Below are 12,666 nucleotides of genomic sequence, written 5' to 3' on the forward strand. Positions count from 1 at the left end.
ATACCCCTGTGATTCGGCCCATCGGAACGCTATCTCTGGACCAACACGAATCACGCCGCGCCCCCTGCCGGAGGAACCATGGTCGCCAAAGATAACGACGACGCGAAACCCGAAGACCAGGAAAACGAATTCACGCTCGACATGAGCCAGGCTTCGGTCCGGCGCATGATCGCAGCTGCGCGTGAACGCGGTTTCATCACCTATGAGCAACTCAATCAGGTGATGCCCCCGGATCAGGTTTCGTCGGAGCAGATTGAAGACGTGATGTCGATGCTCTCGGAAATGGGCATCAACGTCGTCGAGGAAGAAGAAACCGAAGAGGGCGAAGGCCCCTCGGTGCCCGACGTCACCGCGTCGGGGACGACTGATGTTGTCGTCGCCGCCTCGACCAGTGAAACGCTGGATCGCACCGACGATCCGGTGCGCATGTACCTGCGCGAGATGGGTTCGGTCGAACTGCTGAGCCGCGAGGGCGAGATCGCCATCGCCAAGCGGATCGAAGCCGGTCGCAACACGATGATTGCCGGGCTGTGCGAAAGCCCGCTGACCTTTCAGGCCATCATCATCTGGCGCGACGAACTGCTGACCGAAGAAGTGCTGCTGCGCGAGGTCATCGACCTTGAAGCAACCTTCGGCAACTCGCTTGAGGATGAGGACGACGAGCCCGTCGTCAGCAGCCTCAACGCCGATGGCACCACGTCCGAACGTCCCGCCCGCCGCGCCGATCCCGAGATGGATGCCGACGGCAACCCGTTGTCGAACAATGACGACGACGACGACGAATATGACCAGACCAGCATGTCGCTGGCCGCGATGGAAGCCTCGCTCAAGCCGCGCGTGCTCGAAACGCTCGACCAGATCGCGCATGATTACGACCTGCTCGAACAGATGCAGCAGCAGCGCATGCAGGCCACCCTGCAGGAACAGGCCCGCTTCTCGGCCTCGGAAGAGACCGCCTACCAGAAGCTGCGTTCGGAAATCGTTGTGCTGGTGAACTCGCTTCATCTGCACAACAACCGGATCGAAGCGCTGATCGACCAGCTCTACGGCATCAACAAGAAGATCATGACCATCGACTCGGCCATGGTCAAACTGGCCGATCAGGCCCGCATCAACCGCCGCGAATTCATCGACGAATACCGCGGGTATGAGCTGGACCCGACCTGGTGTGACCGCATGGCCAAGGCCAAGGGTCGCGGCTGGCAGACCATCTTCGACAAGTTCGGCGACAAGGTCGTCGAACTGCGCGAAGATATGGCCGAGGTCGGGCGCTACGTTGGCGTCGACATCTCGGAATTCCGCCGCATCGTGTCTCAGGTCCAGAAGGGCGAACGCGAAGCGCGTCAGGCCAAGAAGGAAATGGTCGAGGCGAACCTGCGTCTGGTGATCTCGATCGCCAAGAAATACACCAACCGTGGTCTGCAATTCCTGGATCTCATCCAGGAGGGCAACATCGGCCTGATGAAGGCCGTCGACAAGTTCGAATACCGCCGCGGTTACAAGTTCTCGACCTACGCGACCTGGTGGATCCGTCAGGCCATCACCCGCTCGATCGCCGACCAGGCGCGCACCATCCGCATCCCGGTCCACATGATCGAGACGATGAACAAGCTGGTGCGCACCTCGCGCCAGATCCTGCACGAAATCGGCCGCGAACCCTCGCCCGAGGAACTGGCCGAAAAGCTGCAGATGCCGCTCGACAAGGTCCGCAAGGTCCTGAAAATCGCCAAGGAACCGATCTCGCTCGAAACGCCCATCGGCGACGAGGAAGACAGCCAGCTGGGCGACTTCATCGAGGACAAGAACGCCGTCTTGCCGCTGGATTCGGCCATTCAGGAGAACCTGCGCGAGACGACGACGCGGGTGCTGTCGTCCCTCACCCCGCGTGAGGAACGTGTGCTGCGCATGCGCTTTGGCATCGGTATGAACACCGACCACACGCTTGAAGAGGTCGGTCAGCAGTTCTCGGTCACCCGCGAACGCATCCGCCAGATCGAGGCCAAGGCCCTGCGCAAGCTCAAGCACCCCTCGCGCTCGCGCAAGCTGCGGAGCTTCCTGGACCAGTGAACACCTCGGAACAGGACCGCTATCACATCGAGCGCGTTCAGGGGCGGATCGAGAGCGAAGACGCTCTCGCCGCCTTTGAGCGCCTCATGGCGTGGTGCGACTCTACGCGCGGGGTGTTCGTCTACCCGCTCAGCCGGGGGCCGTTGTCGGCGATCTACCTCGCCGCCCGCCCGGTATCCCGCAAATACGCCGACTGCCCCTTCGGCTTTCTGGGCGCCCGCGACCACCTGCGCTGGATCTTCCGCGGCCCGTGCTTCGACACCGGGCTCTGCGACCAGACCGACGTCGAACGCCGGTTCGAATGCGACGTGAACGACAGCTCGGGCGAGCTGATGACCAACCTGCACACACTTGCAGATGCGAACGCCGTGATTGCGTTTATCGGGCCGTTGCTGGCGCGGCGGAAGGGCTGAGGCCTGCGCCGCTGACGCGCTCAGCAGCCCCCGTAGGTCGGGGTTCACCCCGACTCCCCTCCCGCCGTCCACCGGGTGCGCCCTCACCCCGCCGCCACCGCCACCAGATGCGCCACATGCAGCCAGCCATAGGCAGCGCATTCATTGCGCACCTCCCCATAGGTCGGGGTTCACCCCGACACTCCCCTCCCCGTCCATCGGGACCGCCCTCACCCCATCGCCAACGCCACCAGATGCGCCACATGCAGATCGAGCGCGTCGATCACCGGATAGCCCGGATCATACCCGTCAAAGGCCAGCCCCAGATCGGTCCCCGCCAGCAGCACCGCCTCGGCCCCATGCTCGATCATCCGCGCCCCCTCGTCGAATAGCAGCGCCCGCGCGTCCGGCGTGCACGCGCCCGAGGTCGCCATGCCGACATAGGCGCTGTGCACCGCCTCGATCTCGGCCGGGGCCAGCGCCTGCGTCTGCACCAGTTGGCCATAGAGCAGCGATCCCGTCACCTGCCGCGTCCCCAGCACGCCGACGCAGCGCAGGCCGCGCGCCGCCAGTCCGGCATCGACCGGCGCAATGGCGCTGACCAGCGGCAGGGGGAGATCGCTTCGGTCTCGGCATAGCAGAAATGCCCGCCGATCGAGGTGATCGAGCCGAAATCCGCCCCCGCCCCCTTCAGCTGCGCCAGATGCCTTGCATAGACGGCAGCCTGCGCCGCGCGGTCGTCAGCCTCGGCGTTGCGCGCCAGCACCTGCACATCGGCCTGCGCGATGGTCAGTTCCAGCACCCGCCCGCGCGCGCGAAACGCCGCCACCAGCCGCTCGTAATAGACCACCGTCGCGGCAGGGCCGATGCCGCCGATCAGACCGATATGCATGGCGCTCTCCCTGCCTGCGCGCCGCCCCTGCGGCAGCAGGCCCCACGCTGCGGTTGTTTTGCACGCGGATCAAGGGTTGTGTCGGGTGCAAAACCCCGCGCCTGCCCGGCCAAACCCTAACAATTGATAAATCGCGCCCCGCAACCCGCTGAAATACAACGCGCAGGAAAATGTCCCATCGGGGGACAGCCGCTCTGCGCCCCCTTCCCGGCGCAGGGCAAACCCGCTAGGCTGGGCCGCATCATGCACAGCCAATTCACCCTGCAAACCCAGGGCCCCGGTCTTTACGAGATCACCCCGCAGATCACCCAATGGCTCGCCCGCCAGACCGTGGACGAAGCCCTGCTGACCCTCTTCATCCGCCACACCTCGGCCAGCCTGCTGATCCAGGAAAACGCCGATCCCGACGTGCAGCGTGACCTCAAGACATGGCTGAACCGGCTGGTGCCGCCGGCCAATGACCCCTCGATGCGCTGGATCACCCACACGCTTGAGGGGCCCGATGACATGCCGGCCCATATCAAGGCCGCCCATCTGCCGGTCAGCCTGCAGATCCCGGTGATCACCGGGTCGCTCGCCTTGGGCAGCTGGCAGGGCATCTACGTTGTCGAGCACCGGACGCGGCCGCAAAAGCGTCAGGTCGCCGCCCTGCTGCGGTGAGCTTTGCCCTTCCCGCCGCCCGGCTCGCCCCGCGCCTGCTGGGTGCCACCCTCACCGTGCGCGGCTGCACAGGCCGCATCACCGAGACCGAGGCCTACGCCCCCGACGATCCCGCCTCGCATTCCTTCCCCGGCCCCACCCGCCGCAACGCGGCGATGTTCGGCCCGGCAGGCCACGCCTATGTCTACCGGATCTACGGGCTGCACTGGTGCCTCAACGTCGTCGGCCTGCCCGGCCACGCCGTCCTGATCCGGGCGCTTGAGCCGCTGACCGGCCTCGCCACCATGCAGACCCGCCGCGGTCCGGCAAAGGCGCTCTGCAAGGGCCCCGGCATGCTCGCGCAGGCCCTCGGCATCACCGGCGACGATGACACCCGGCCTTTCGGCCCGCCGGACTTCCACCTCGCGCTGAACCCGCCCGAGACCTGGCTCACCGGTCCCCGCATCGGCATCACCAAAGCCGCCGACTGGCCGATGCGCTTCGGCCTGCCCGGCTCAAAGTATCTCTCGAAGCCCTTCTGACCGCGCCATCATCTGTCCTCAAATATCCTCAGGGGGTGAATTCGGCGACAGCCGAAGAGGGGGCGGAAAGCCCCCTGCCCGCGCGCCCCATGCGAAAGGGCCACCCCGAAGGACGGCCCTGTCTGAACTCTCAACCGATCCGCGAAAGGATCAGGCCTGCGCTGCCTGCGCCTGCGCCACGATCTGGCCGAAGGCTTCGGGCTCGTGCACGGCGAGATCGGCCAGAACCTTGCGGTCCACTTCGATCCCGGACAGAGCCAGCAGGTTGATGAAGCGCGAGTAGGTCAGCGCCGGGTCAATGGCGCGGCAAGCCGCGTTGATCCGCTGGATCCACAGGGCGCGGAAGTTGCGCTTGCGGGTCTTGCGGTCGCGGGTTGCGTATTGGTTCGCTTTGTCGACCGCTTGGGTCGCCGTACGGAAGTTGCGCGAGCGTGCGCTGTAATAGCCAGCTGCTGCCTTGACGACCTTGCGGTGACGGGCGTGGGTGACCTTACCGGATTTGACGCGTGCCATATGTCTGGTCTCCTCAGCGAGCGTAGGGCATGTAGGTCTTGACGATCTTCGTATCCGGCTCGCTCAGCACCATGGTGCCCCGCGCGTCACGGATAAACTTGGTCGTCCGCTTGATCATGCCGTGGCGCTTGCCTGCCTGGGCCGATTTGATCTTGCCGGTCGCGGTGACCTTGAACCGCTTTTTCGCGGCTGATTTGGTCTTCATCTTGGGCATTTCCGTCTCCTGTCTATTCGAGCGGTGATAACGCGCGACTCGGCATGCCACACTGGCCGGCCACGCGGGCTTAAGAAGGTCGCCCATTACCGCGCACCCAAGGGCTTGGCAAGGGCTTGCGCGCAGATGATCCCGCTTTGCACCGGAATAAATCCCGACGCAGGGTCATCTGTGCCCAGGGCTTGTCGTAGGCCACGCGCGGGGGCACTTCCAGCGCAAAACAGGAGATCCGCCATGACCGAGACCCCCGCCCCCGCTGGCATCTGGAAAACCCCGTTCACCATCGAGATGGCCAACCGTTTTGGCGAAGGCACCGCCAATGCCCATCTGGGGATCGAGATCACCGAGGCCGGTCCCGACTATCTGGTCGGTCGCATGCCGGTCGATCACCGCACCAAGCAACCGGCGGGCATCCTGCATGGCGGGGCCTCGGTCCTGCTGGCCGAGACGCTGGCTTCCTGGGCCGGGAATTTCGTCGTCGATGCCACCACGCAAAGCGTGGTTGGTCAGGAAATCAACGCCAACCACCTGCGCCCGGGTCTCAGCGGCTGGGTGACCGGCATCACCCGCCCGATCCACATCGGCAAGCGCAGTCAGGTCTGGGAAACCCACATCACCGACGAGGCCGGCAAACTGGTGTGCATCTCGCGCATGACGCTGGCGGTCATCGACCGGCCGGTGCCACGCACCAAGGGCTGATCAGCGCCGCCAGTAGCGCGCGACGGTTTCGACCGCCAGATCCGGGAGGCTGCGCCAGTCGTAGCCCCCCGGATGGGTTGCATAGGCCCAGCCCGCCACGCCCACCCCGATCACCGTCAGGACAAGCGCAGCCGTCGGAAAGCGCCGGTCGGCCCAAGCCGATACAAGCGCCACGAAAGCGAGCGGCAAAAAGATCAGGCCGGTGAGAAAAAGCAGATCGCGGTCCATGCGGGGGCCTCCTGTGGCCCCCGAGTCAATCCGCCTCGGCCCGGTAAATCAAGCGCTCATCGCAGGGCGCGACGCGCAGGATATTCGTCGTACCCGGCACGTTGAAGGGCACGCCCGCCGTGACCACGATCTGATCCGTGGTTGTGCCCATACCCAGTTCGCGCACCGCGCGGGCCGCATTGACCACGGCCGATTTGAAGCGGTCGACTGTGCCGGTCTCGACGCAGATCACCCCCCAGACAAGGCACAGACGGCGCAGGGTCTGCATCGACGGGCTGAGTGCCAGGATCGGCACCTGCGGGCGCTCGCGGGCGACCTTGATCGCCGTGGTGCCCGAGTCGGTGAAGCAGCAGATCGCCTTGATGTCGGTCGATTCCGCGATCTCGCGCGCGGCGGAGACAATCGCATCGGCGACCGAGACGCGCTCATAGGTGCGGAAGGCCGCGATGACCTGACGATAGGTCGAGATCGCCTTCAACCGACAGCGCGACATTGTGCATGGTGCGCACGGCCTCGACCGGGTAGTTCCCCGCCGCCGATTCCGCCGAGAGCATGACGGCATCGGCACCTTCATAGATCGCCGTGGCAACGTCGGACACTTCGGCCCGGGTCGGCATCGGGCTTTCGATCATCGATTCCAGCATCTGCGTCGCCACGATCACCGGCTTGGCCAGGGCGCGGGCGCGGCGGACAAGGCGCTTCTGGATCGGCGGCACCGAATGCACCGGCAGCTCGACCCCCAGATCGCCGCGCGCAACCATCACGCCGTCGCTGACCTCGGCAATGGCATCGAAGGCTTTGACGGCGGCGGGTTTCTCGATCTTGGCAAGGATCGCCGCGCGGCCTTTGGCCAGTTCACGCGCTTCGGTCACGTCCTCAGGGCGCTGCACAAAGCTGAGCGCCAGCCAGTCCACGCCCAGTTCGCAGACGAATTCCAGATCGGCGCGGTCCTTGTCCGACAGCGCGCGCAGCGGCAGCACGACATCGGGCACGTTGACGCCCTTGCGGTTCGAGATGACGCCGCCCACGGTGACGGTGCAATTCGCATAGTCAGCGCCGCAGTCATCGACGACCAGACAGATCTTGCCGTCATTGACCAGCAACCGCGCACCGGGCTCGAGCGCGGCGAAGATCTCGGGATGCGGGAGGGTCACGCGCTGGTGGTTGCCTTCCGCCGAGTCGAGGTCGAAGCGGAACTTCTGGCCCTCTTCCAGCTCGACCGAGGTGACCGCGAAGGTGCCGACGCGCAGCTTGGGCCCCTGCAGGTCAGCCAGCAGCGCGATGGGGCGGCCTGCTTCACGCTCAACCTGACGCACGATGGCGTGGCGCGCGGCGATTTCATCATGCGTGCCGTGGCTCATGTTCAGGCGGAACACATCGGCCCCGGCCTCGAACAAGGCGCGGATCGTTGCGAGATCGGAAGACGCGGGGCCCAGCGTGGCCACGATCTTGACATTGCGGTTGCGGCGCATGGCGCGTCCTTTTCTGAAAGCCAGTCCCGTTCAAACGGGTCAATTTCACTTGGTATCGCCCAATTATGACCAAGCGGCAACCGTGCCGGGGGCAATACCGGTATCGCTAACGCGAAAACCTGTCTCTGCCGGGTGAATAGGCACGCAGCGCATCCGGGGCCGGACGGCTTGACCCCATGCGCAGAAGAGCACAGGTCTTTGTCAACCATCTGCAACCTCGCGAGGCCCTCATGGACGACGCCACCCGCACCCGCATCGAAGCCGCCACCTATCGCCGGTTGATCCAGCACCTGATGCAGGACCGCCCCGATGCGCAGAACATCGACCTGATGAACCTCGCCGGGTTCTGCCGCAACTGTCTGAGCCGCTGGTATGGCGAGGCAGCCGCCGAGGAAGGCATCGCGCTGAACAAGGAGCAGGCGCGCGAAGTGGTCTACGGCATGCCGTATGACGACTGGCGCGCGCAGCATCAGGCCGAAGCGACCGGCGATCAGCTCAAGGCGTTCGACCAGAGCTTTGCTGCCAATGTCGGCAAGAAGGACTGACCCCGCAAAGGCTGGAGGCGCCGCGCATTTTACAGGGCTTTTTAGACACTTGCAGCGCACGGCCCGAATCGTTTCCGATTTAGCGACAATAAGATCAATTTGATGCTATTGGAGACGATCCAAGAGGCGCACACATGCCCTTGCGGTTGTAAATCCATGGAATCGCTTGACCTAACGGCCGCGATCCCAATTGTTAACGAAAGATTAACGTCCCATTTTATAACGGTAGCCACCGCTGCCGCTGCAACGCTTGGAGTGTTCAATGGCTTACATCGGTGTTTTTCTCTTGCTCGCGGTTGTTCTGGGGCTGAGCAGTACGGGAAGCGATGGTGGCGAGGTCGACACCGTTGACAGTCTGGACGGCACCAATGACGACGACTCGCTGATCGGCACCGACGGCGATGATCTGATCAATGGCTTTGGCGGCAACGACGACATCGCTGCCGGCGACGGTCAGGACGAGGTGAACGCAGGCTCTGGCAACGACACCGTGGACGGTGGCGACGGCGACGACTTCCTGCGCGGCGAGCGGGGCGACGATTCGGTTCTGGGCGGCGCAGGGGATGACCTGCTGTGGGGTGAAGGTGGCCGCGACACGCTGGACGGCGGCGACGGTGCCGACACGCTCTATGGCGGCGACTGGGATGACTCGCTTGACGGCGGCAATGGCTGGGATTCGCTTTATGGCGGCAATGGCATCGACACGCTGAACGGCGGTCAGGGCAATGACCGGCTGTTCGGCGATGCGGGCTATGACCTGCTGGACGGCGGCGCGGGCGACGATTCGCTCTATGGCGGCGACGGCGATGACACGCTTCTGGGCGGCACCGGACGTGACCTGCTGGACGGCGGTGACGGCAACGACAGCCTGAGCGGCGGCGACTGGAACGACGTGCTGCTGGGCGGCGCGGGCGCTGACACGCTGATGGGCGACGCCGGGAATGACAGTCTGGACGGCGGCGCGGGCGTGGATGTGCTGGATGGAGGCATCGGCGACGACACGCTGCTGGCCGATCGTCTGGACACCGTGACCACCGGCAGCGGCGCGGATGTCATCCAGATGGACGAGCGCTTTTCGAACACCGACAGCGGCGAGTCTCTGGTGGTGACCGACTTCGTGTCCGGCACCGATACGCTGGTGCTGACCATCGAGCATACCGGCGACACCGCCCCCGACGTGACCACCGAAACCGACGCCGAGAACAATCTGGTGAACGTCTATGTCGGCGGTCAATTGTGGGCCACGCTGAATGGCACGACCACCTTCGATGCCAACACCGACCTGCAGGTAAGCTGGAACCAAGCGGCGGCCTGACGCCCCTCAGCCCCGATCACGACAGAACGCGAAGGCAGCGCAAGCGCCTTCGCGTTTTTTTATGCGCGGGCGAAAGGCGGGTGTTGCGGGGACAGCGGGTGCCGGATGCTCCGGGATTCGAGGTTTTCGCGCAACAATTATCCGCCATGCGCCTATTGGTTTCAAAAATGGAAACATTGGCCGCTGCAGCTCTTCCAATCGCATTTTGCAACGCAATTTCATAATGTTGAATTAAATTGACTCAAGCGCGCAATGTCCTCAGTTTTGCAACTGTGTGGTGTGTAAATCCGAGTTTGTGATGGGTATTGCGTTTGCGTTTCTCGCTCTTGGCCTGACCGTGTCCTTGTCAGGCGGCGACACGCTGGCGCTGAATGACGGCTTCGACGCCATCACACGCGCCGACGCGAACGGCAAACCAAGCGTGTCCGGGCAATCGGTGCTCGACGGCGGCGAAGCGCGCGATCTGCTGGCGATCAACAGCGGCAAGGGGCATGCACTGACCACGCTGATCGTTGACGCCACCGGCTCGGGCGTGGAGAGCGACGCACAGGGCGGCACGGTTCGGGACGCTGGTGCGCGCGATGACACCCTGTTGGCCAGCCAGATCATCGGTATCGATCCGGCCAAGGCCAGCGTCATCGACGATCGCGGCAACAATCGGACCCTCATCATGGTTGGCGACCAACAAGCGACGGTGCTTGAGGGGGTGACCAACCACGCCCCCGGTCTGCCGACCCTCACCTGCAACCCGTATTCTGGCACCCTGCGCGGTGCCGATGGCGAACCGACCTCGCCTCATTTGTATCGCTGGAGTGTGCCATGATTTACGCGTTTATGTTGCTTGCCCTTGCCTTGAGCTTTGGCATGGGTGGTCAGTCCGACACCACCGATCCCGTTGACCCCGAAGAAGAGGCAACCGATGGCGACGACAGCCTGACCGGCACCAACGGCGCTGACCTGATCGACGGGTTGGGCGGCAATGACACGCTGGCTGGCGGCGGAGGGGACGACACGCTGATCGGCGGCGAAGGCGGCGACTGGTTGTTGGGCGGGGACGGCGACGACGATGTGCAGGGCGGTGCGGGCAATGACCTGCTCGAACAGGGCCTTGGGATCAACACGCTGGACGGCGGCGAGGGCGACGACACCCTCACCCTGTCCGACGATTTCGAGATGCGCACCATCGACAACCCCGACGGCGGACGCCCGCTGCTGGAACGCTCGGAACTCTCCGGCGGCGACGGCGGCGAGACCGAGGGCGACCTGCTCGACGCCTCGGGTATGACGCAGGCGATGCATCTCTATGCCGAAGGCAACACAAACTTCATTGCCACCAGCCCGCATTTCGAACGCGCCGTCCTGTTGAACGGTTTTGAACGCTATGCGCTGGGGTCCGGCCATGACGTTGTCGAATATCACCGCGAGGACATCGCCCTCCAGATCAACACCGGCGCCGGGAGTGATGCGCTCTATCTCACAGCGGGTGCGCATCAGGTCCACACCGGCAGCGGTGACGATTTGATCAGTGTCGAACTCATCGACGACCTGTTCCTCGACGGTGGCGAGGACGTGGATAGCCTGCATCTCTTTGGCAACGGCCCGCTTTCGATGGTGATCGATGACAGCGGATCCGGCGTTGCGAGCGATGCCGACGGCAACACCGCCACCTTCGAGAATTTCGAAGCCTTTGAAATTGTCGGATCAGTCGATGCGTCCGCCACCAGCTTCGGCGTCGATATCGATACCCGCGGCGAGGGGACGGTGTTCGGCGGCACCGGGAACGATACGCTGAACGGCGACGAGGTCTACGGCGGGGACGGAGACGACCTGATCCTGGACAGTTATTCCGCCGAGGGCGGCGCGGGAAATGATACGATCACGGCGCTGATCGCCGACGGTGGCGAGGGCGACGACACACTGGACGGCGACACCCTGACCGGCGGCGAGGGCACCGATCATTTCATCGCGCGCATTGGGGTCGGCAATGGCCTGCCCCCAGATTTCGCGCCGAACCTGATCACGGACTATGAGAGCGGCGAAAGTGTCGCGGTGACCATCGGCTACAACACGGTGGATTCCAACGATCCCTCGATCACCTATCCTGAGCCTGAGGTCACAATCGAGGAAGACCCCGTCAACAACGAGGTGCGGGTGCTGGTCGACGGCCAGCCGGTGCTGGTGGTGCAGGGCACCTCCAGCCTGCCGGACGACGCGCTCGAGCTGCGCGTCGCCGGTAGAAATCCGTGGGCCTTCTAACCCCGGCGGTTCAGATCGCCGCCTTGCGCATCTCGTCGAGGTAAATCTCGCGCATCCGCGCCGCCACCTTGCCCGGTTTGCCATCGCCCAGCACCGCGCCGTCAATCTCGACCACCGGCATCACAAAGGCCGAGGCCGAGGTGATGAACGCCTCATCGGCGTCCTGCGCTTCGGCGATGGTGAAGGGGCGCTCAATCACTTCCATCTGCGCCTCGCGCGCAAAGCGCAGCACGGCGGCGCGGGTGATCCCGTGCAGGATGTCATGCGACAGCTCGCGGGTGATGATGCTGTTGCCCTTGACGATATAGGTGTTGTTCGAGGTGCCCTCGGTCACAAACCCGTCCTCGACCAGCCACGCATCATCGCAGCCCGCCTTCTTGGCCATCATCTTGCCCATCGACGGGTAGAGCAGCTGCACGGTCTTGATGTCGCGACGGCCCCAGCGCAGGTCTTCGATCGAGATCACCTTCATGCCGACCTTGGCCGCCGGGCTTTCCGCCAGACCGGGCTTCGACTGGGTGAACAGCACCACCGTCGGCGGGCACGTCTCCGGGTCCGGCCAGGCGAAATCGCGGTCGCCGGGGGCGCCGCGGGTGACCTGCAGGTAGATCATGCCATCGGTGATCTCGTTCACCGTGACCAGCTCGCGGTGGATCGCCAGCCAGTCGTCAGCGCTCAACGGATTGCGGATCTCCAGCTCACCCAACGAGCGGTCCAGACGCTTGAGGTGGCCGTCAAAGTCGATCAGCTTGCCCCCCAGCACCGAGGTGACCTCATAGACGCCATCGGCCATCAGAAAGGCACGGTCGAAGATCGAAACCCGCGCCTGATCCTCGGGCAGGTAGTCGCCGTTGACGTAAACAGTGCGGGTCATGGGGTCTTCTCCGTCAGA

The 12,666-nt window shown here is 64.4% G+C and carries 15 protein-coding genes and 1 pseudogene; 9 read left to right on the forward strand and 7 right to left on the reverse strand.

Annotated features, from left to right (window positions below):
- Positions 1-78 precede the first annotated feature (78 nt).
- A complete protein-coding gene (rpoD, locus tag OKW52_RS18495; RefSeq protein ID WP_264507011.1) occupies positions 79-2,067 on the forward strand; it encodes an RNA polymerase sigma factor RpoD in 1,989 nt (662 codons plus the stop codon).
- The gene (locus OKW52_RS18500) at positions 2,064-2,480 is read left to right on the forward strand and encodes a hypothetical protein (protein ID WP_264507012.1); all 417 of its coding nucleotides are present in this window, start codon (positions 2,064-2,066) and stop codon (positions 2,478-2,480) included. The genes rpoD and OKW52_RS18500 overlap by 4 nt, the downstream gene beginning before the upstream one ends.
- Positions 2,481-2,689: 209 nt before the next feature.
- Here the strand turns inward: OKW52_RS18500 and OKW52_RS18505 are convergent, their stop codons facing one another.
- Entirely contained in the window at positions 2,690-3,070 is a 381-nt protein-coding gene (locus OKW52_RS18505) for an aspartate/glutamate racemase family protein (protein WP_319800501.1), read from the reverse strand.
- A complete protein-coding gene (locus OKW52_RS18510; RefSeq protein WP_264507013.1) occupies positions 2,980-3,351 on the reverse strand; it encodes a hypothetical protein in 372 nt (123 codons plus the stop codon). Before OKW52_RS18510 ends, OKW52_RS18505 begins: the two co-directional genes overlap by 91 nt.
- 243 nt (positions 3,352-3,594) lie before the next feature.
- Here OKW52_RS18510 and OKW52_RS18515 point away from each other — a divergent pair, with 243 nt between their 5' ends.
- Both OKW52_RS18515 and OKW52_RS18520 read left to right on the forward strand, forming a co-directional pair.
- Positions 3,595-4,011, forward strand: a complete 417-nt coding sequence (locus OKW52_RS18515) for a secondary thiamine-phosphate synthase enzyme YjbQ (RefSeq protein ID WP_127105708.1) — start codon at positions 3,595-3,597, stop codon at positions 4,009-4,011.
- Positions 4,008-4,532: a DNA-3-methyladenine glycosylase gene (locus tag OKW52_RS18520; RefSeq protein WP_264507014.1), complete on the forward strand. Its 525-nt coding sequence runs from the start codon at positions 4,008-4,010 to the stop codon at positions 4,530-4,532. Before OKW52_RS18515 ends, OKW52_RS18520 begins: the two co-directional genes overlap by 4 nt.
- Positions 4,533-4,682: 150 nt before the next feature.
- Here the strand turns inward: OKW52_RS18520 and rplT are convergent, their stop codons facing one another.
- On the reverse strand, positions 4,683-5,045 hold the full coding sequence (gene rplT, locus OKW52_RS18525; RefSeq protein ID WP_127105706.1) for a 50S ribosomal protein L20: 363 nt from the start codon (positions 5,043-5,045) through the stop codon (positions 4,683-4,685).
- 13 nt (positions 5,046-5,058) lie between these two features.
- Positions 5,059-5,259 (reverse strand): 50S ribosomal protein L35, encoded by a 201-nt coding sequence (gene rpmI, locus OKW52_RS18530; protein WP_107751654.1) that lies wholly within the window; start codon positions 5,257-5,259, stop codon positions 5,059-5,061.
- A gap of 234 nt (positions 5,260-5,493) precedes the next feature.
- Here rpmI and OKW52_RS18535 point away from each other — a divergent pair, with 234 nt between their 5' ends.
- Positions 5,494-5,958, forward strand: a complete 465-nt coding sequence (locus tag OKW52_RS18535) for a hotdog fold thioesterase (protein ID WP_264507015.1) — start codon at positions 5,494-5,496, stop codon at positions 5,956-5,958.
- Here OKW52_RS18535 and OKW52_RS18540 read toward each other — a convergent pair whose 3' ends face one another.
- Together OKW52_RS18540 and pyk are read right to left on the reverse strand one after the other, a co-directional pair.
- Complete coding sequence (locus OKW52_RS18540) at positions 5,959-6,186, reverse strand: hypothetical protein (RefSeq protein WP_264507016.1); 228 nt, start codon at positions 6,184-6,186, stop codon at positions 5,959-5,961.
- A gap of 25 nt (positions 6,187-6,211) precedes the next feature.
- Positions 6,212-7,658, reverse strand: a pseudogene (pyk, locus tag OKW52_RS18545) (pyruvate kinase).
- 230 nt (positions 7,659-7,888) lie between these two features.
- Here pyk and OKW52_RS18550 point away from each other — a divergent pair.
- From OKW52_RS18550 to OKW52_RS18565, 4 genes are all read left to right on the forward strand, one after another.
- Positions 7,889-8,203, forward strand: a complete 315-nt coding sequence (locus tag OKW52_RS18550) for a DUF1244 domain-containing protein (RefSeq protein ID WP_264507017.1) — start codon at positions 7,889-7,891, stop codon at positions 8,201-8,203.
- A 262-nt stretch (positions 8,204-8,465) separates the two neighbouring features.
- Entirely contained in the window at positions 8,466-9,518 is a 1,053-nt protein-coding gene (locus OKW52_RS18555) for a calcium-binding protein (protein ID WP_264507018.1), read from the forward strand.
- A gap of 298 nt (positions 9,519-9,816) precedes the next feature.
- Complete coding sequence (locus tag OKW52_RS18560; RefSeq protein ID WP_264507019.1) at positions 9,817-10,341, forward strand: hypothetical protein; 525 nt, start codon at positions 9,817-9,819, stop codon at positions 10,339-10,341.
- A complete protein-coding gene (locus OKW52_RS18565) occupies positions 10,338-11,774 on the forward strand; it encodes a calcium-binding protein (protein WP_264507020.1) in 1,437 nt (478 codons plus the stop codon). Before OKW52_RS18560 ends, OKW52_RS18565 begins: the two co-directional genes overlap by 4 nt.
- A gap of 10 nt (positions 11,775-11,784) precedes the next feature.
- On the opposite strand, the gene OKW52_RS18570 is transcribed toward OKW52_RS18565, so the two are convergent.
- On the reverse strand, positions 11,785-12,648 hold the full coding sequence (locus tag OKW52_RS18570; protein ID WP_264507021.1) for a D-amino-acid transaminase: 864 nt from the start codon (positions 12,646-12,648) through the stop codon (positions 11,785-11,787).
- Positions 12,649-12,666: the final 18 nt, after the last annotated feature.

Origin of the sequence: Pararhodobacter zhoushanensis (assembly GCF_025949695.1) — a bacterium.
GTDB classification, from domain to species: domain Bacteria; phylum Pseudomonadota; class Alphaproteobacteria; order Rhodobacterales; family Rhodobacteraceae; genus Pararhodobacter; species Pararhodobacter zhoushanensis_A.